The 19,248-nt window shown below is 61.4% G+C and carries 19 protein-coding genes; 1 reads left to right on the top strand and 18 read right to left on the bottom strand.

The features are described 5' to 3' along the window. The first annotated feature begins 52 nt into the window (after window positions 1-52). The gene (locus LOY22_RS04300; RefSeq protein WP_045196159.1) at window positions 53-535 is read left to right on the top strand and encodes a DMT family transporter; all 483 of its coding nucleotides are present in this window, start codon (window positions 53-55) and stop codon (window positions 533-535) included. Here LOY22_RS04300 and LOY22_RS04295 read toward each other — a convergent pair. From LOY22_RS04295 to LOY22_RS04210, 18 genes are all read right to left on the bottom strand, one after another. Further along, the gene (locus LOY22_RS04295; RefSeq protein ID WP_258596478.1) at window positions 532-1,086 is read right to left on the bottom strand and encodes a hypothetical protein; all 555 of its coding nucleotides are present in this window, start codon (window positions 1,084-1,086) and stop codon (window positions 532-534) included. The two genes, LOY22_RS04300 and LOY22_RS04295, sit on opposite strands and share 4 nt — an antisense overlap. Beyond that, on the bottom strand, window positions 1,086-1,613 hold the full coding sequence (locus tag LOY22_RS04290) for a hypothetical protein (RefSeq protein ID WP_093388046.1): 528 nt from the start codon (window positions 1,611-1,613) through the stop codon (window positions 1,086-1,088). The genes LOY22_RS04295 and LOY22_RS04290 overlap by 1 nt, the downstream gene beginning before the upstream one ends. A gap of 73 nt (window positions 1,614-1,686) precedes the next feature. Further along, window positions 1,687-4,206, bottom strand: a complete 2,520-nt coding sequence (locus LOY22_RS04285) for a TonB-dependent receptor (protein WP_258596477.1) — start codon at window positions 4,204-4,206, stop codon at window positions 1,687-1,689. Between the two features lie 80 nt (window positions 4,207-4,286). Then, the gene (locus LOY22_RS04280) at window positions 4,287-5,261 is read right to left on the bottom strand and encodes a FecR domain-containing protein (RefSeq protein ID WP_258596475.1); all 975 of its coding nucleotides are present in this window, start codon (window positions 5,259-5,261) and stop codon (window positions 4,287-4,289) included. A gap of 6 nt (window positions 5,262-5,267) precedes the next feature. Next, entirely contained in the window at window positions 5,268-5,786 is a 519-nt protein-coding gene (locus tag LOY22_RS04275) for a sigma-70 family RNA polymerase sigma factor (protein WP_045196152.1), read from the bottom strand. Between the two features lie 88 nt (window positions 5,787-5,874). Next, the gene (locus LOY22_RS04270; RefSeq protein WP_045196150.1) at window positions 5,875-6,444 is read right to left on the bottom strand and encodes a GNAT family N-acetyltransferase; all 570 of its coding nucleotides are present in this window, start codon (window positions 6,442-6,444) and stop codon (window positions 5,875-5,877) included. Between the two features lie 54 nt (window positions 6,445-6,498). Beyond that, entirely contained in the window at window positions 6,499-6,873 is a 375-nt protein-coding gene (locus LOY22_RS04265; RefSeq protein WP_045196148.1) for a YkgJ family cysteine cluster protein, read from the bottom strand. 180 nt (window positions 6,874-7,053) lie between these two features. Next, window positions 7,054-8,274: an alanine transaminase gene (gene alaC, locus LOY22_RS04260; RefSeq protein WP_045196146.1), complete on the bottom strand. Its 1,221-nt coding sequence runs from the start codon at window positions 8,272-8,274 to the stop codon at window positions 7,054-7,056. Window positions 8,275-8,387: 113 nt separating this feature from the next. Further along, a complete protein-coding gene (locus LOY22_RS04255; protein WP_258596472.1) occupies window positions 8,388-9,521 on the bottom strand; it encodes a hypothetical protein in 1,134 nt (377 codons plus the stop codon). A gap of 114 nt (window positions 9,522-9,635) precedes the next feature. Then, window positions 9,636-11,396 (bottom strand): L-tyrosine/L-tryptophan isonitrile synthase family protein, encoded by a 1,761-nt coding sequence (locus tag LOY22_RS04250; RefSeq protein WP_045196142.1) that lies wholly within the window; start codon window positions 11,394-11,396, stop codon window positions 9,636-9,638. A gap of 27 nt (window positions 11,397-11,423) precedes the next feature. After that, window positions 11,424-12,131: an HAD family hydrolase gene (locus tag LOY22_RS04245; RefSeq protein WP_195885692.1), complete on the bottom strand. Its 708-nt coding sequence runs from the start codon at window positions 12,129-12,131 to the stop codon at window positions 11,424-11,426. Then, window positions 12,128-13,123 carry an isocyanide synthase family protein gene (locus LOY22_RS04240; RefSeq protein WP_093388028.1) on the bottom strand — a complete coding sequence of 332 codons (996 nt, stop codon included), beginning with the start codon at window positions 13,121-13,123 and terminating at the stop codon, window positions 12,128-12,130. Before LOY22_RS04240 ends, LOY22_RS04245 begins: the two co-directional genes overlap by 4 nt. A 194-nt stretch (window positions 13,124-13,317) precedes the next feature. Beyond that, on the bottom strand, window positions 13,318-14,205 hold the full coding sequence (gene cyoE / locus LOY22_RS04235) for a heme o synthase (RefSeq protein ID WP_038997062.1): 888 nt from the start codon (window positions 14,203-14,205) through the stop codon (window positions 13,318-13,320). 11 nt (window positions 14,206-14,216) lie between these two features. Then, window positions 14,217-14,549 carry a cytochrome o ubiquinol oxidase subunit IV gene (gene cyoD / locus LOY22_RS04230; RefSeq protein ID WP_038997063.1) on the bottom strand — a complete coding sequence of 111 codons (333 nt, stop codon included), beginning with the start codon at window positions 14,547-14,549 and terminating at the stop codon, window positions 14,217-14,219. Next, on the bottom strand, window positions 14,550-15,179 hold the full coding sequence (locus tag LOY22_RS04225) for a cytochrome o ubiquinol oxidase subunit III (protein WP_026001353.1): 630 nt from the start codon (window positions 15,177-15,179) through the stop codon (window positions 14,550-14,552). It lies immediately after the preceding gene. A gap of 3 nt (window positions 15,180-15,182) precedes the next feature. Then, window positions 15,183-17,201: a cytochrome o ubiquinol oxidase subunit I gene (cyoB, locus tag LOY22_RS04220; protein ID WP_045196135.1), complete on the bottom strand. Its 2,019-nt coding sequence runs from the start codon at window positions 17,199-17,201 to the stop codon at window positions 15,183-15,185. 3 nt (window positions 17,202-17,204) lie between these two features. Continuing rightward, window positions 17,205-18,149 carry a ubiquinol oxidase subunit II gene (cyoA, locus tag LOY22_RS04215; RefSeq protein ID WP_045196132.1) on the bottom strand — a complete coding sequence of 315 codons (945 nt, stop codon included), beginning with the start codon at window positions 18,147-18,149 and terminating at the stop codon, window positions 17,205-17,207. 565 nt (window positions 18,150-18,714) lie between these two features. Further along, window positions 18,715-19,221, bottom strand: coding sequence for a disulfide bond formation protein B (locus tag LOY22_RS04210; protein WP_258596456.1), 507 nt, complete (start codon window positions 19,219-19,221; stop codon window positions 18,715-18,717). Window positions 19,222-19,248 lie beyond the last annotated feature (27 nt).

Raw genomic sequence — 19,248 nt, 5'->3', positions numbered from 1 at the left:
TTATTGGGATGGATAGCAAAGACTTTGGCAAGCCACTTTTGAGAGCCATGCCATGAACCTGCCCGCTATTACCGCCACCTTGCTGCCCCTGACCATCGCCCTGCTGGCCGGCGCCGCCGTGCCCTTCCAGGCCGGCAGCAACGCAGCGCTCGGCCGCCTGCTCGGGCACCCGTTGTGGGCGTCGCTGGTGTCGCTGGCGGTGAGTGTGCTGATGGTGATCCCGGCATTGCTGGTTTTGCGGGCGCCGCTGCCACAACTCAATGCCTTGGCCCAAGCGCCCTGGTGGGCCTGGTTGGGCGGCGTTGCCGGGGTTGCCTACATCACCGCCGCACTGGTGCTGACGCCAAGGCTGGGCGCCGCCGGCTTCATCGTTTGCGTAATTGCCGGGCAGGTGCTGTCGTCGTTGATCATCGACCAATGGGGCCTGATGGGTTTGCCCGAACGCCCGGTCAACGGCCTGCGCCTGGCCGGGGTCGGGCTTATCGTGGTCGGCATGCTGGTAGTGCAGTGGGGAACCTCGGCGTCCGCCCGCTAGATGGCGTCCTTGTCGATCTCGATCGGTGGCAGCGGCGGTTCGATCACTTTCTTTATCTGAAAGTGCAGGCTGGGGGTCTGGATGGCGTAGACGATGACAATGTTCAATACGATTGCCAGGCCGCCATCCAGCCAATTCCAACCGGGTAGCTGCGCGCCCTTGAGCCCCTGCCGACACCACCAGGCCTGCATGACGCAGAAGAAGCTGATCGACAGCAACCAGAGGTAATAACCCGGGCCAAAACCGGTAACGTCGAGAAAGCTGTAACTGTGATTGTCGGGCAAGCGCTCCACCATCAAGGCACTGAGGCCCAGGTACAGGGCGCCGAGGCCAAGCACCAGGGCCAGCCAGCGCCAACGCCGGTGCACAAGGATCGCCAGCCCCAGCAACGGGTTGGCAAACCAGCCGTAGATCTGCATGACGATGCCCCAAGGCCCGAGCAACAGCACCTGCAGGGCATGCAAAGAGCCATCGGCCGACAGGTGAATGGCCTTGCAACTCAGACTCAGCAGGTACAGCGCCAGGGTGATCGCAACGTAAAAGCGGGCCATCAATTGCCTCCACATTCAATGCACGAGGTTGGCTCGGGGGCCGAGCGGAACGGCACTTTACTCCAGGGCGTGAAGGCCAGCGGCACGGTCAACACGATGCCGGCGACCAGCCCCCAGGCCGGCCAGCCCAGCAGCGGCACCTTGCTGCTGTTCGCAGGTTCGTGGCGGTAACGCCACTGGCCGAGAATGAACACCAGCATCGCCAGCAGCCACACGTAGTAACCGATCAGCAGCCCCGGTCCGTTGGCCGAATCAGGCACCGGGGTCAAGCCGAGCCAGCCCAGCGGCACCATCAGGCCACTGAGCGCCAACGCCGCGCAGCCCAGGTACAGGGCTACCTGCGGCTTGGTCCGGTGCATCACCAGGGCGGCGAAATACAGTGGGTTGGCAAACCAGAAGGACCCGTTCAACACCCCCAGGGCCAGGGCGTGCATGCCGCGCATTACGTCGTGCTCACGGGCGCAGGCCTGGAGGAACAGGCTGGTCAGGTAGCAGGCCAGGCTTAAGGTCAGATAATTGAACGGCACCAGGCAATCCTTGCTGGTAAAAGAGCGCGCGACAATAGCGCAGACCGGTGGCCTGCGCAAAGTCGCCCGGCGCTTAGTAGGTGCCGCGCAGGGTCAGCATGAAGTTGCGGGGGTCGCCGTAGTAGTTGCCATAGGTGGAGGTTCCCACGGTCTGGTAGTACTTCTTGTCGAACAGGTTGTTGCCGTTGAGGGTCAGGTCCCAGTGCTCGTCGACCTTGTACTCGACCAGTGCACTCCAGGTCGCATACCCCCCTTGGGTGAAGTCGAACGGCACATCACGCTCGGCGATCGAACCATCGCCATTGAAACGGTTGGTGGTGCCGGATACGTAAGTCGCACTCTGCGCCTGCACGCCGCCACCAACCTTGAAGTCCTGCAGCACACCCGGCAGCCGGTAAGTGGTGTAGAGCTTGAACAGGTGCTTGGGCATCACCGTGCTCAGCGAGGTATTGGCACTGCGGTTGCGATTGAGGTTGAAGGTATAGCCACCGATCAGCATCCAGTCCGGCAGCAGTTCCCCCGACGCTTCGATATCGATGCCCTTGCTGACCACTTCACCGTTGTCCAGGTAGCAGCAGCTGCCGGCAAACAGATTGCTCGCCGAGGTGAAGCGCGGGTCACGCACCGCTTCGTTTTCACGGGTGGTGTAGTACAAGGCAATGTTGGTGTTCAACGCGCCGTCGAACAGCTCGCCCTTGAGGCCGGTCTCGTAGGTCTTGCCGGTCATCGGCTGCAACGGGCTGCCCGGTTGCGGGCCGGCCAGCTTGTTGGCCTGTGGCTTGTAGATCTGCGAGTAGCTGGCGTAGGCCGACCACTGCTCATCAAGGTCATAGACCACGCCACCAAACGGCGTGAGCTTGGTGCCGATGCGCTGGTCGACTTGCGAAGCCACGCTCCATTGCTCGCCGGTGCGGGTCTGGTACATCTGCTCGAAGTGGTAACGCTGGGCGCGGGCACCGAGGATCAGGTGCAGCGGTTCGGCCAGTTGCAGGCGCAGGCTGGAGTAAAGGCCGTACTGACGCTGGGCGTTGGGGTTGTAGTCGCGGCTGTAGTCGGTGTGGTTGGCAGGCTCCGGCCAGGGCGTGGCGTCGGGGTCGAAGACATTCACCGGCCCGCCAAAGCCGGGATGTGGCGCGGTGCCCAGCCAGCGGCTGTCGATGCGCTGGTAGTCAGCCCCCAGTATCAGCTGGTGATCCAGGCCAAAGGCCTGGAAATTGCCGGCCAGGTTGACGTCGTACAGGTGCTGTTCGTTTTCCTGGCGGCTCTGGGTACCGTACCAGGTCACGCCGCTGCCGCTGATCGGGTCAACCGCATTGAGGGTCGACGCGGTCTTGAACCAGGACACATCCCAGATGTTGGTGTACGACAGGTTGAGTTTCCAGTCGTCGTTGAAGCGATGGTCGACCTTGGCGAAATACTCGCGCGCCGTGGTGTCGGTGAATGCCCAGGACTGGGTCAGGCCGGTGTGCCGTGGCAGGCCCAGATCGGCACCATTGCTGTAGCGCGGCACAGCGGCGTTGGTGCCGTTCTCATGGGACTTGTTGTAGCGCACGCCGAAGGTGAGCATGGTGTCATCGCTCACGTCGGCTTCCATCACGCCGTACACCAGCGGCTTTTCCGTGCTGCGCTTGTCGATGAAGTACTGGCGGTCGGTGTTGGCCACCACCAGGCGCCCACGCAAGCGGCCGTCCCAGCCCATGGGCCCGGTGATGTCGAGTTCCTGGCGATAGTTGTCCCAGCTGCCGGCCGACAGGCTCAGTTTGAGCTGGTTCTCGGACATCGGCCGCTTGCGCACCATGTTGATGATCCCGCCCGGGTCGCCCGAGCCGCCGAACAAGGCCCCGCTACCACGCAGCACCTCGACGTGGTCGAACTCGGCCAGGTCGAAGATGTTCGACGAATAGAACGAGCCCATGGCCGTGCCCAGCGCCTGCGGGGCGGCGCCATCGATCTGCAGGTTCTGGATGGAAAAACCGCGCGAGATGAAATCCTGGATGCGGAAAGTCGTGCTCTGGGTAATCACTCCCGGTGTCGCCTTCATCGCTTCGTTGATGTCGGTGAGCTGCTGGTCTTCGATCAGCTGACGGGTGATCACCGCCACCGACTGCGGCGTTTCGCGCAGGCTGGTCGGTGACTTGGAGCCTACGCTGATCAGCCCCGGGGCATAGGAGCCGGTATTTTCCGTACTTTCGCCCATGCCCTGGCCGGCCACCGTGGTGACCCCCAGTTCCAGCACCTGGGCTGCCGGTGCAGCGGCTTGCGGTAGCAACACATAACCGTTGTCACCCTGGGCAATACGGTAGCCGCTGCCCTCGAGCAAGCGGGCAAAACCGTCTTCAAGGGCGAAGCTGCCCTGCAGGCCGGCTGTGTTACGCCCCGCCAAATCAGCCGGATCGAAGGCCAGGGCGACGCCGGCTTGCTGGGCGAAGCGGTTGAGCGCTGTGCTCAGCGCACCAGCAGGCACGTCGAAGCGCTGTTGTTGACCCTGGGCCATTGCTGGTACAGCGACTGCAGTCAGCAGCAGGCCGCTGCAGGCCAGCTGTACACAGAGCGCCAGAGGGCTCAAAACGGGGCGGCCAGTAAATCGGCGCATGGTGAGAAGGCTCCTTGTTTAATCATGTTGGCTTCTAGAAGGACGGGCCAAGATGAGAATGAGGAACCAGTCGCGAACAATTACTTATCAGCACTGCGGCGCTCGATACGCGTCCACCAGGCCGTATGCGAATGAATCGATATCGGCAGCACTTCAGCCAGCAGCTGCAGGGCCCGCTCGCTGTCGTCCAGCGGCAGCACTGCCGACACCCGCAGATCAGCCAGCGCCTTGCGGTCAAAGCTCAGATGGCCGCGGCGCTGGCGGGCCAGGGCATCGAGGACATCCACCAGCGGCGATTGCTCAACCACCAGTTGATGACGCTGCCAGGCCTGGTCAACACTGGCCGGATCAATACTGGCCAGCAGCCCCAGGTCATCCCGGCGAACCCAGGCCCGCCCGCCTTTGCCCACCGCCAGCGACTTGTCCTGCTCGGCACTGCGCACCATCACTTGGGATTCGAGCATGGTCAGTTCGCTGCCGGCACCGCCACGGGCAACCACGAAGCGCGTGCCCAGGGCCTGGAACGTGCCGTCGGCGGTGGCCACCACGAAAGGCCGGCTGCTGTCGTGCGCGACATCCACCAGCACCTTGCCGCGCAACAGTTCGATACGTCGCTCGTGGGCGCTGAAGCGCAAGTCCAGGGCCGAGTTGCCTTCGAGGATGACCCGCGTGCCGTCGCTCAGCGTGTGGCTCTGCCATTGCGCTGGCGCGGTGTGCAGGTCGGCCAGCAGGTTTTGCGGATGCCAGCCGGACAGGCTCAGGGGCACGCCCAGTGCTGCCAGCAAAGCCAGGCCCAACAGCACCCGTCGTGGGTACTGCGCGCGCCGCTGGCCATTTGCAGGCGTGCGCAGTGCGGCGCGCACCGGCTGGCGTTGCGGGCGCAGGCTGTGCATCTGTTCGAGGATCGCCTGCATGCGAGTGAAGGTGGCTTCATGGCGAGCGTCCTGCCGACGCCAGGCCTCCAGCGCCTGGCGCTCTGCCTCACTCAGCTCACCCTCGCCCAGGCGCAAAATCCATTCGGCGGCGTGCTGTTCGATTGACGCTTGGGCCGTCATCGGCAATCAAACATTAACGGCCTGGTGGCAATGCACCAGGGCCTGCATCAGGTACTTGCGCACCATGCGTGGCGAAACCTGCAGGCGCTCGGCGATCTGCACCTGGCTCAGCTCGTCCAGGTAATAGTCGACAAAGGCCTGGCGGGCCTTTTCATGCAAGCCCTCGAGCATGAAGGTAATCTGCTCCAGCGCCTCCAGGGTCAGGAGGATCTGCTCGGGCGACTGATGGCCCTCCATGACCTCGACAGTCAGGGCCAGTTCGCGCAGGTAGGCGTCTTCGATCTGCTGGCGACGTGCCCGATCGATGATCAGGCGCCGCGCCGTGGTACTGAGGAAGGCACGCGGCTCGCGAATACCCAGGAGCGTGTCGCGCGAGCCGAGAATGCGTACAAAGGTGTCCTGTGCCAGGTCCGCCGCATGCTGTGAACAGCGCAACTTGCGCCGCAGCCAGTTGAACAACCAGCCATGGTGCTCGCAATACAGCGTGTGGATCGCGCGTTGCAGCGGCGGCTCGGCGACGGACATGGCGCACTCGCAAGTGTGTAAGTGAGAATTGTTCCGAATAATATCCAGATGCCCGACCGCAACGCAACCGCCAGGCAGCAGCCAGGATTCAACCGTCCAGCGGCGCCTGATCGAGCAGCAGCCCGTACAGCCCCGAGTCCGAAAGCTCTCCGGCCACGCACCAGCGCTGGCGCAACAGCCCTTCAAGGACGAAACCCTGGCGCTCCAGGGTACGCGCCGACCCCTGGTTGCGCGGGTCGATCTCGGCCTCCAGCCGGCGCAGGTGCAGGCCATGGGCCAGGTAATCGATGAAACAGGTCAGTGCCTCGTCCATGTAGCCACGGCCCTGCGCGCAGCTGGCCAGGCAATAGCCAATTTCGCCACGGCGCGAGGTGGGCTCCAGGTTGAACAGCTGGGTCATGCCGATCAGTTCGCTATTGTCGCGCCGATAGATTCCCAGCTTGAGCATCTGCCCGGCGGCGTATGCGTCGCGGTCTTCGGCCAGTGCTGCCTGGGCCTCTGCCAGCACTTGCCAGGGGCCGTGGTTCCAGTAACGCATGACCTGCGGATCGGCCATGATGGCAAACCACGCCGCAGCATCCTCGGCCACCATCGGGCGCAGTTGCAGGCGCGGGCTTTCGAGGCACAGGTCAGCGGGAAAACTGTACATGCGGGTCACGCGGGACCTCCTGTCCGATTCATCAACCCGGCAGTGTAACCCTCAAGTCACGCCTCAGGCGACTTCGGCGCCCTCGTCCGGCCAGATCGGCTCGTTGGCCTCCAGCGGTGGCAGGCCATAGGCGGCACGGGCGGCATCGCAGCTGGGGTTGGCTTCGCCATTGACCCAGGCCGCATCGAACTCGCGACAAGGGGTTGAGCGCTGTTCATACAGGCTGCAGCTGACCCCTTTGCCGATCTCGCCCTCAAGCCCGATGCAGCGACAGGGCTTGCTGTCGGTGCCGATCATCGCAACGCGGCTGGGGCTGATCTGGACCACCAGATCGTCGGGCACGACACCACCCGCCGACGTGCACTCACCCCAGAAGAAAGACACACGGAAATACCCGCAGCAGGCGCCGCAGTTCAAACAAGGATTATGTTCGGACATGATGAGAAGGGGGGGAGGTTGATTATCGTTATAGGGAGAAACCCGCCGCCATTCTATGCTTTGCCGGGTGTTTGAGAAGGGGGGTAATGCAGAAATAAATCGCCGCTGACGGACGGTTGTTTCGCGGGAAAAACCTGCTCCAGCTGTAGGAACAGGTTTGACCCGCGCCCGGGTCAGTGCTTACTTCTGGGCCGGCTTGCTGCCGATGCCATCAGCCCGGAACATCTGGCGAATACCGCGTACCGCCTGGCGGATACGGTCCTGGTTCTCGATCAGGGCAAAGCGCACATGATCATCGCCATAGTCACCAAAGCCGATGCCCGGCGACACACAGACCTTGGCCTCGGCCAGCAGCTTCTTGGCGAACTCCAGCGAGCCCAGGTGTGCATACTCTTCGGGAATCTTCGCCCAGACGTACATCGACGCCTTGGGGTTCTCGACCATCCAGCCCAGCTCGTGCAGGCCCTTGACCAGCACGTTGCGGCGCTGGCGATACTGCTCGGCGATATCGCGCACGCACTGCTGATCGCCTTCCAGGGCAGCAATGGCCGCGACCTGCAGCGGGGTGAAGGTGCCGTAGTCGTGGTAGCTCTTGATGCGGGCCAGGGCGCTGACCAGCTCGGGGTTGCCGACCATGAAGCCGATTCGCCAGCCGGCCATGTTGTAGCTCTTGGACAGGGTGAAGAACTCCACGGCAATGTCCTTGGCCCCCGGCACCTGCATGATCGACGGCGCCTTCCAGCCGTCGTAGACGATGTCGGCATAGGCCAGGTCGTGGATCACCAGCACGTCGTACTGCTTGGCCAGGGCCACCACCCGCTCGAAGAAGTCCAGCTCGACGCACTGCGCGGTCGGGTTGGACGGGAAGCCGAGGATCATCATCTTCGGTTTCGGAATGGATTCGCGGATCGCCCGCTCCAGCTCATTAAAGAAGTCCACGCCCGGAATCAGCGGCACCGAACGCACCTGGGCACCGGCTATCACCGCGCCATAGATGTGAATCGGGTAGCTGGGGTTGGGTACCAGCACGGTGTCGCCATGGTCGAGGGTGGCGAGCATCAGGTGCGCCAGGCCCTCTTTGGAGCCGATGGTGACGATGGCTTCGCTTTCCGGGTCGATCTCGACCTCGTAGCGGTCCTTGTACCAGCGCGAAATCGCCCGGCGCAGGCGCGGGATGCCGCGGGACGTCGAATAGCCGTGGGTGTCTTCGCGCTGGGCGACCTGCACCAGTTTCTCAACGATGTGCGGCGGCGTGGCCCCGTCGGGGTTGCCCATGCTCAGGTCGATGATGTCTTCGCCACGACGGCGTGCAGCCATCTTGAGCTCGGCGGTAATGTTGAAGACGTAGGGGGGGAGACGATCAATGCGCGCAAAGCGGCGCGGCGAACCTTGGTCAGCCATGGCTTCCTCGAAGACGTAAGCGCCCGGAACCGTCCGAGCGACGTTGGCCACTGCGGTGGCCGAAGCAGAAGATAGGGCCTCGACCGCCGCGCTGTCCAGCACAAAAACAGGCGTTAACGGATTTCCTTGTAGGACGATGCCTGCCATTTCACGGCTGCAGCCAGGCCCTCGGTGGGCATAAGACCGCTGCCTTTCACCGCTGAAAAACTCGTACCCTGGTTGCCCAGCGAAACGGCGCGCTCACCCTTTTCAGCTTCGGTCAGCACGATATAGGAATGTTTGCGCATTGCCTGGTACTTGCTTTCGTCACGCTCAAGCACCTGATGATAGGCCTGCAAGTCACGTTCGTTGAGGTTAAGCATCTTCTGCAATTTGACGCCCCAGCGGGTCAGGCAGACTTCGGCAAAATGGCGAACGATCAGCCCGGGCTCGGCCAGTACCTTGCCGCCAGCGGCGCCGTCGGCGGCCGCGTTGCCCACCAGTGTGGCGTGGCGCCCCGGCATCGGGTAGACATGGCAACGGGTGGCGTCATGGGTTTTGGGAATTACGCAGGCAAAGCCCTTGGAGCGCTCGTCGCGGGAGAAGAAACCTACGTACTGTTTGACGTTCTCGCCCAGTTGCACGCGATGGCGGTCGAAGTTACCAATGCCCGGCACCGGATCGATGGCGAATATATTCACTGGAAGCTTTTTCAGCTCACTGTCGCCAAGCATGGCATTGGCCAGCATGTGGCAGCTGACGGCGCCCCTGCTCCACCCCACCAGGTTGACCTGGGTGGGAATGACGCCTTCCTTGCGAAACTGCTTGATGATCTGCTCCTGGAGCAACTGCGGGGTAATCTTGCGATTGCCGTAGTTGTAGGTGCGCCAGAACCAGGACGCCGTAGCGGTCGAGTTGGGGATAGGGATGCCAGCAGCCTTCAGGCGCTGATACTCCTCCTCGCTCAGTTCCGTGCGCTGCCAGTTGCTCTGCCCCTTGATGATCTGCAGTGCGTGCTGGACGTTCTCCTCCCAGCCTTTGCCGAACAAGGTCTGGTTCCAGTTGTAATAACCACCGGGTTCGACGAACAGTTCATCGGCTTGCAGGTTGCCACTGCCCGGGCCATCGACGGCGATCCAGTGGGCATACTCCTTGCCCTGGTCGTTTGAAGCGAGGGTCGAAACCAGCTCGCCATTCCAGAAGTTGGGGTTGTTGTCGTCGAATCGGTGCGACCCGGTGCCGCAAAAATACACGGTCAAAACACTCATGCCATGATCCTGTCAGGTTGAAGATCACGACACGCTACCGCCGGCACAGCACCCGCGGCAGGCGGAAAGCCTCCCGGGCAGCGGGCACCAAGCTGCTGCCAGGGAGTGTTCGGCTCAGTACACCTGAACCCGCCACAGCTCACGGGAGGCCGAGGCCGGCGACATAGGCAAGCGGCCATGCAGGGTCTGGTAGTTGTCGATCAGCACCAGATCACCTTCGACCCAGTCATGGGCGATCAGGCATTCATCGTCGTAGACCAGGGCATTGAGCTGCTCAAGCAGGGCCTGCTGGGCCTGCGCCTCGAAGCCTTGCACCTCCTGGCTCAAGGTCTGCAGGCTGGAGTCGGTGCCTTCCTGATAGCGCAGAATGCGTTCGCCGGTGCGCGGGTGCAGGTCGACCAGGCTGTAGTGACGCGGCGAACCACCAAAGTAAGTCATACGCGTGTAATAGGTGATATCAACCGCCTGCCACAACCGCGCCACCTGGTTGCCAACCTTGCGCAAGGCATTGCGACTGTCGACGATGGTGGTCTGCCCTTCCCCCGGTTGCGGCGCAGTCTTGCAATAGAGCATGAACTTGCTTGCGCAGAACTTCGGATCGCGCTGAACCTGAGCATCGCTGTCCGGCAGCATGTTCAGGTCCCAATGCAATGGCGTCTTTTCCAGCGAGTGCACCACGCCTTCGGGTTTGTCCGCCGGCTTGACCACATGCACCTTGCCGAACGCCCACTGGTAGATGGTGCCAAAGCGCTCGCAGTCGCGGGCAAAGCTGTCGCGGTCTTCGAAGCGGCAGCCACGCAGGCAGACAAAGCCGAAGGTCTCCACCAGCGCTTCGAGCAGCTGCGTCGAAAAACGTTCGAAGCCCAGCCCCAACGGGTCACGTACCACCAAGCCGAACAACGGACGCTTCTGCAGTTCGAACTCGAAGCCCTGCAGCGCTTCGCCGGTGCTCTCGTGGTACAGCCACGGGCGCCCCTGGTACTGCACCAGCACATGCTTGTCGATGTCCACCTCGGCACGGCCGCGCAGAGTCTGGCTGCCATCCAGGTGGCGCACCGGCACCGCATGCCAGGGGCTGGACACCCGGGTCAGGCCGTCGGCCAGGGCCACGGTGAATTTTGGCCCGGCATTGTCGTACTGATGCACCGACAGGCGGATGTCGTCGGGGAAGAAGCGATTGACCGCAGCATTCAGCGCCTGGCCGCGGAACATCATCTGATAGGCCTTGTAGCCGATCTGCTGCAGGTGCTCGTCTTCGCTCTGCCCAGCTTCGCGGCACAGGCGCAAGTCGTTGTAGAGGTGGCTGCAGAGCTTGTCGTGGGCGTGGCTGAGGGTTTCATCATGGCGGCTCTGCTCGATCAGTGCCTCGACGTTCTTCCACGGCAAACGTGCCTGTTTGACCAGGGTCGCGCGTACGGCATCGGCACTGCTGGCCTGGGGGAACAGGTCTTCCATGCTCACCCAGTTGATCGTGTGGGTGGTGCACAACTCGCGCAGGGCCTGGTTGTAGGCTTTGCGCAGGTCATCAGGTACACCAACGATGTCGTTGAAGGTGGTGCCATCGCTGAGGATCGACACCACGCAGCCCGGCGCGTGCAGCGCGGCGATGTCCTGGCCGAGTTGGTCGAGGCGCTCGATGGCCATGGCTTCGCCGTAATCCGGCATCGTGCCGAAGGTCTGGTCGCGGGCGTTCGGCGACTTGCACGGGAAGCCCGGCAGCACCAGACGCACCGGCGCCTGCTGATCGTAGAAGCGGGCCAGGCTGACGGCCAGATTGGCCCTGCCCGCCGCGTCGAAGCGATCGTCATTGTCCTTGAGCAGATAACCCGCCAGCACGTCGCTGACCGCCTTGATCCAGGTGTCCTTGTGTTGCATGACCTTTCTTCCTTGAGAGGTGGTGTTTCAACGTTGGCTGGCGAGAGTGCCAGCCATGCAAGAAGTGAGTGCCTGTTGCAGGGCCCGCAACAGCTCTGCCGGCTGCTCGCAGTAAAGATCCGCCGCCTGTGCCTGCAAGGCATAGACCGGGCCATAGCCCCAGGTCACGGCGGCGCAGTGCATGCCGGCCGCCCGCGCGGTCATCAGATCGATGACGGTATCGCCGACAAACAGGCAACGCGCGGGCTCGACGGCCAGGTAGCGGGCCGCCTCCAGAGCCGCGTCAGGCTGCGGCTTGAGCGGGTGGCCGCGGCGCTGGCCAAGGACAAGCTCGAAGGTACCCGACGGGAACAGCTGCGCAGCCACCTGCAGCGCCATGTCATGGGCCTTGTTGGTGACGATGGCCATCGGCAGTTGCAGCCGGCGACAGCCTTCAAGCAGCTCCGGCACGCCATCGAACGGTCGCGAGAACTGCACCAGGTGCTGCTGGTAGCAGGCGATGTAGTGCTCATGCAGAGCCTTGTCGTCGACAATCCCCAGGCGCGCAGCAACCCGCTCGAGCATCGCCCCGGTACCGCCGCCTACGTAGGCACTGATGGTCTCCAGTGACAGCGGCGGGTAGCCCTGCTCTTGCAGCACGTGGTTCAGGCACCAGACGATATCGGGCAAGGTGTCGACCAGGGTGCCGTCGAGGTCGAAGATCACCGCATCAGCCGCCAGCGCTACCGGCATCATTGCGCACTGGCGTAGTGGCAAGGACGGCCCTGGCGGAACACCAGGCGGCTGTAGCGCTCATCGATGTTGCTGCGCTTGTCGAGCATCACCACCCCGCTACGCTTGATCGCCACCGAGTGCCAGGGCGTACGCCAGAGGTCGCTGGTAGGCACCAGGCGAATGCCGATTTTCGCCGATACCGCCAACTGCGGGTGGATCGACAGGCGCAGGCACTGTGGATAACGCGCCTGCAGCAAGGCACTCCAGGCTTCACTGCGCTGGATCACCCGTTGCGAGGCCGGCTTGGCGATCTTCTTCACCGCGTTCAGGCTCATGCCGGCGAACTCGCCAAGGCCTGAGTAATCCTCGGACAGAAAGCGGTGGATGCCGCAGTACATCAGCATCATGTGTGGCTCGTCCTGAAAGCGCTGGCCCAGCGCAATCAGCGACTGGCCGTACTCGATCATCAGCTCTTCGCGCATGGAGTCCAGGCAACCCAGTTGCGGATAGGCATCCTTGAGATCGAACAGGGCGAAGCTGTTCGGGTAGTGCTGCTCGGCGTAGCGCTGGATCTCGTCGGTGTAGGCTTTGACGTGCTCATCCGGCACGCGCACCAGGTCGGAGAACACATAGCCGTCGGAGCAGATGTGAATCAACGCACCCGGTGCGTACAGGGCCTGGATTTCCGCGCACAGCTGCTGCAGCTCGTCGATGGCGTGGCGCTCGGCAAGGTCTGGCAGGTGGCTGAGGGTTTTCTGCCGGTTCGGCGATTTGCCCGGGAAGGCTGGCAGAACCATCTCGATGCGCTGGCCGGCTTCGATGGCGGTGAGGACTTTATCCAGATGCGGTTCGAGCACCTCGGCCGACAGCTCGTCATCCTGCCCGGGCGCCAGGCTGCGACGACGGAACAGGCAATCGAGCACCTGCAAGGCGGTGTCGAAATGAGCGGAAGTGTGGCGTTCGCGCAACAGCGCGAGGCACGCCCGTTGAGCAACGGCGTTTGGCTCGGTCATGAACAGTCCCTTGTGTGATGAATCACGGCCAGCATCCTCTGGCCCTGCGCAGATACTCCTTACCTGCGCGGCGATAAAATCCGGCAAACACGGGGTACTTGTCAACAGCAGTTTCGGTCGTTTGTAGAAACGCCGCACAAACAAAAACGCCCCAGGCTTCGCAGCCTGGGGCGTTTTCATTACACGCTGATGAATCAGTGCGCGTAAGTCAGCAGCAGCTCGGTCGGCACTTTGGTGTCCAGCGACATCATCACGCTCAGGGCAGTGATGGTGAAGATCGAGAACACGAACAGCTTGCGTGCCCACAGGCGGTCATCGACAGCCTTGTAGCCGGTCCAGGCCATGTACAGCCAGTACATGCCCATGGCCGCGGCTACGGCCATGTAGCTCATGCCGGCGTAGCCACCCAGGGTCAGCATCAGGGTCGCTACCAGGAACGCCACGATGTACCAGAGGATGTGCTTCTTGGCCACCAGGATCCCGCGCTTGACCGGCAGCACCGGAATCGATGCGGCCAGGTAGTCGTTGAAGCGGAAAATCGCAATGGCGTAGGAATGCGGCATTTGCCACAGGCTGAACATCACCAGCAGGGTCAGTGCAGCCAGGTCGAAGCTATTGCTTACCGCGCAATAGCCGATCACCGGAGGCATGGCACCGGACAGGCTGCCCACCAGGGTGCCGTGCACCGATTTGCGCTTGAGGTACAGGCTGTAGAACCCGACGTAGATGACAAAGCCGATCAGGCCGAACAACGCTGCCAGAGCATTGGCCTGCACATACAGCAGGCCAAGGCCGGCCACCCCGAGAAGGGTGGCGTAGGCCAGCGCGACTTTCAGCGAGATCTGGCCCTGGACCATCGCCCGGTTCTTGGTGCGCTCCATCTTGATGTCGATGTCACGGTCGATGCAGTTGTTGAACACGCAACCAGACGCCACCACCAACGAAGTGCCAATCACCGTGGCCAGGAACAGCATGAAGTCGACATGCCCTTGCGCGGCAAGGAAGAAACCGCCTGCCACAGAAAGCACGTTACCGAAAATGATCCCCGGTTTGGTGATTTGGATAAAGTGCTTAACGGACATGTCGTCTTACCTCACTTCGCCATCATGCTGGTGTGGATGCTGAACATGATCCACAGCGACAGGCCGACCAACAGTGCAATGACCATCACGGTAAACATGAAGGTCGACACGTTGGAGCGCTGCTCGGCGGAACGGTCCATGTGCAGGAAGTACACCAGGTGAACCACGACCTGGATGACCGCCAGGGCCACCACGACCATGATCGTGATGTCCTTCGGCATGCTCGGGAACATCACCAGGCCGAACGGAATCGCTGTCAGGATGACCGACAGGATGAAACCGATCACATAGGACTTGACGCTACCGTGGTTGCCCTCGGCGTGGCTGTTATGTGCGTTAGCCATTTACAGAACCCCCAGCAGATACACGACGGTGAACACGCAGATCCAGACCACGTCCAGGAAGTGCCAGAACAGGCTCAGGCAGCTCATGCGGGTCTTGGCGGTGCCAGTGATACCGTGCTTGTTGATCTGGTACATCATCACCGCCATCCAGATCAGACCTGCGGTTACGTGCAGACCGTGGGTACCGACCAGCGCGAAGAACGCCGACAGGAAGCCACTGCGCTGCGGGCCGAAGCCCTCGGCGATCAGGTGATGGAACTCATAGACTTCCATCGCGATGAAGCCGGCACCGAACAGGAAGGTGACAGCCAGCCAGCCCAGCACGCCGCCCTTGTTGCCTTTGAACATCTGCAACATGGCGAAGCCGAAGGTGATACTCGAGAACAGCAGCAGTGCGGTTTCGACCGCGACAAAGTCCAGCTGGAAAATGTCGTGACCCGACGGGCCGCCGGCAAAACTGCCGGACAGCACCGCGTAGGTGGCGAAGAGCGACGCAAACAGGATGCAGTCGGTCATCAGGTACAGCCAGAAACCGAATACGGTCATCTGGCCCGAGTCGTGGTGGTGGTCGTCATGCCCATGGTCGTGACCATGAGCATGAGTATCAGCGTTAATTACATGACTGGACATTGATTAAACCCGTTCAAACGATTCGACACGTGCGCCAACCGGGGTACCGGTAGCCAGGCCCAGGGACTTCATGCGCTCACCTTCGATGCGCGCCACTTCCTCGGCTGGAACCATGTAACCCTGGTCGTCACGAGCAGCGTGGGCGACGAAGACCGCGATGGTACCGATCAGGCTTGCGCCGACCAGCCACCAGATGTGCCAGATGAAGGCGAAACCGAACACGGTCAGCAAGGCACCCATGAACACACCGGTAGAGGTGTTGTTCGGCATGTGGATCGCTTCGTACTTGGCTGGAACCTTGTAGGCAACACCGGCTTCCTTGGCTTCGTGCCAGGCATCCAGGCCGACTTTCTCAGGCATGGTGGCGAAGTTGTAGAACGGTGGTGGCGACGAAGTCGACCATTCCAGGGTACGGCCGCCCCATGGGTCGCCGGTCACGTCCATGTTGTCCTTGCGGTCGCGGATCGACACGTACAGCTGGATCAGCTGGCAAGCGATACCGAACAGGATCAGCACGGCGCCGACAACGGCTACGTACAGGTAGGGTTCCCACAGTGGGTTGTCGGAGTGGTTCAGACGACGGGTCATACCCATGAAGCCCAGTGCGTACAGCGGCATGAAGGCCACGTAGAAACCGGAGATCCAGAACCAGAAGGCAGCTTTGCCCCACTTCTCGTTCAGGGTGAAACCGAAGGCTTTCGGGAACCAGAAGGCGAAGCCGGCGATGTAGCCGAATACCGCACCACCGATGATCACGTTGTGGAAGTGAGCGATTACGAACAGGCTGTTGTGCAGAACGAAGTCAGCACCTGGAACAGCCAGCAGTACGCCGGTCATACCACCGATCGAGAAGGTCACCATGAAGCCCAGGGTCCACATGATCGGCGCGGTGAAGCGCAGACGGCCCTGGTAGATCGTGAACAGCCAGTTGAACAGCTTCACCCCGGTTGGGATCGAGATCAGCATGGTCGCCAGACCGAAGAAGGTGTTGACGCTGGCGCCCGAACCCATGGTGAAGAAGTGGTGCAGCCATACCGCAAAGCCCAGTACCGCGATCGCGCCCGAAGCGTAGATCATCGACTTGTGGCCGAACAGGCGTTTGCCGGCGAAGGTCGAGGTGACTTCCGAGAACACGCCGAAGGCCGGCAGGATCAGGATGTAAACCTCAGGGTGACCCCAGGCCCAGAACAGGTTGACGTACATCATCGGGTTCCCACCAAGCTCGTTGGTGAAAATGTGGAAGTCCAGATAACGGTCAACGGTCAGCAGAGCCAGTGCAGCGGTCAGGATCGGGAACGAAGCGACGATCAGCACGTTGGCCCAGGTGCAGGTCCAGGTGAAGATCGGCATGTCCATCAGCTTCATGCCAGGCGCGCGCATTTTCAGCACGGTGGCGAGGAAGTTGACACCCGTTAGCGTCGTACCCAGGCCCGATAGCTGTAGCGCCCAGATGTAGTAGTCGACACCCACGCCAGGACTGTACTGGATACCCGCCAACGGTGGATATGCGACCCAGCCGGTCTTGGCGAACTCACCAACACCCAGCGAGACGTTGACCAGCACGACGCCGGACACCAGCAGCCAGAAGCTCAGGGAGTTGAGGAACGGGAAGGCAACGTCACGCGCACCGATCTGCAGAGGCAGGGCCAGGTTCATCAGGCCGGTGAAGAATGGCATTGCCATGAAGATGATCATGATCACACCGTGAGCGGTGAAGATCTGGTCATAGTGTTCGGGCGGCAGGTAGCCCTCGGATCCGCCGGTGGCCATGGCCAGCTGCGTGCGCATCATGATGGCGTCGGCAAAGCCGCGCAGCAGCATGATCATCGCGACGATGATGTACATCACCCCGATCTTCTTGTGGTCGACCGAAGTCAGCCACTCGGACCACAGGTAGGTCCACTTCTTGAAATAGGTGATAGCACCAACGAGCGCGAGACCGCCGAGCGCGATCATGGCAAGCGTCACCATGACTATCGGCTCGTGATACGGAATCGCATCCAGACTTAGTTTACCGAACATCTCTTACTCCTCTGCCCCAGCAGCTGAATGCATACTCACGTCCATCCCTTCGGTACCGGCCGCTTCTTTGCTCTGCTCTTGTTCGTGGACCGGCCGGCCGCGGTTCATGCCTTCGTACTTGTCGACGATGGACTGGAACTGCTCAGGCGAGGCCACGCTGTACAGCGCGACTGGATTGTTTTCGCTTGTTTTGGCCAATGCTGCGTATTCAGCGGCATCCAGCTTTTTAGGCGATTGCTTGACTTCGTTCACCCATGCTTCGAAATCGGCCTGGGAGGTGGCGGTTGCCTTGAACTTCATACCGGTGAAACCAGCACCGCTGTAGTTGGCGGAGATACCGTCGAACTCACCGTTCTCGTTGGCGATCAGGTGCAGTTTGGTGGTCATGCCAGCCATTGCGTAGATCTGCCCGCCCAGGCCCGGGATGAAGAAGGAGTTCATCACCGAATCCGAGGTCACGCGGAAGTTGACCGGAGTGTTGGCCGGGAAGACGATCTTGTTGACCGTGGCAATGCCTTGTTCCGGGTAGATGAACAGCCATTTCCAGTCCAGGGCGACCACGTCGATCTGCACCGGCTTCACGTCGGAAACCAGCGGACGATACGGGTCCAGCTCATGGGTGGTCTTGTAGGTCACGTAACCCAGGGCAATGATGATCAGCACCGGGATGGTCCAGACCGCCACTTCGATCTTGGTCGAGTGCGACCAGTCCGGGGTGTAGGTGGCTGCCTTGTTGGAAGCGCGGTACTTCCAGGCAAACGCCAGGGTCATGAAAATGACAGGAATCACCACCAGCAACATCAAGCCGGTAGCGATCAGGATAAGGTTCTTTTGCTCAATGCCGACCTGGCCCTTCGGGTCGAGCAGGGTCCAGTTGCACCCACTGAGTAAAAGCATGCCTAAAAAGGGCAGAATGCCAAACAGTCTGGGGTAACGCTTTTTACTCATCTCACGACCTCTAGAGCAGCTTGCTTCAATGCAATTTGTGTTTTGGTCGCCAACACTTCGTCCTGCCAAGCGTCAGCATTTATGGGATCGAATACGGTCATACCTTGAGGCCAGCTGCGGCGGCTCGGCATAAACCGGGTATTGCGGTGTTTATTATTTTGACTTCAGTAGGCAACAGGCCTGTGTTCAGACCAATTCCATTTGGTGCGGGAAATCACGGAGGGGGGTCAGCCCGGCATCGCCGCAGGCGATGCTCGTCAGAGTCAGCGAAAAGAGCCCTGGAGCTCCTTTAATCCTGCGACTCGCAAGCGGTGCCGAACGGAAATTGGGGGCGATTGTAGATAGGTAACCTATCGTTGACTATGACTTATTGAGCAACAGTCCTTTACCAATTGTGTAACAATCGCGCCCGAAAAATCAGTTTCGCGACAGTTTGTCGCACCCCTTTCAATACCCCTGGAACGCCCGTTCTACAAGGGTTAGAACTTGATCAGGATCAAGTTTGGTGCGACAAACTTTGCAAATCTGATTGCACAACAGGCTTGCGTCAATACATGACTTTTGTCTAAGCCTGACGGCGGTTGCGGTAGATACCCAGGGGTACCAGTAGGGCGGTCAGTATAAAGGCTACCAGTGCCCATTGCGCCAGGGACAGGCCCATGACCGGCGGGTACGGCGTGGAACAGAAGCCATCGACCTGGAACACCAGCGGCAGCACCGAGGCCAGCGGCAGGCCGTCGACGATCGGTTGCAAGGTGTCGATGCCGCAGCTGACCGCCGGATTGGCGAGGATGTACACGTGGTTACCGGCAGCGGCGATGCCACCGATGGCGCTGAGCACCACCAGGCCTTCGAGCAGGGTCAGGCTGCGCTTGCCGGGCATGGCTGCGCCAATGAAGGCAAACACGGCGATCAGCAGCAACGCATAGCGCTGCAGGATGCACAGCGGGCATGGCGCCTCGCCGAGCACGATCTGCATGTACAGCGCACCGCCGATCAGCGCCAGGCAGATCACCCCCAGCAGTACCAGAAAGCGCCGTTCCCGATTCAGGCGCGATGTTTGCTCGTTCATTGCTGTTCCTTCGTAGACTGGATGGCT

Source organism: Pseudomonas sp. B21-035 (genome assembly GCF_024748945.1).
Classification (GTDB): Bacteria; Pseudomonadota; Gammaproteobacteria; order Pseudomonadales; family Pseudomonadaceae; genus Aquipseudomonas.
The sequence above is the reverse complement of the archived record's forward strand: the minus strand, read 5'-3'. Positions and strand labels throughout refer to the sequence as shown.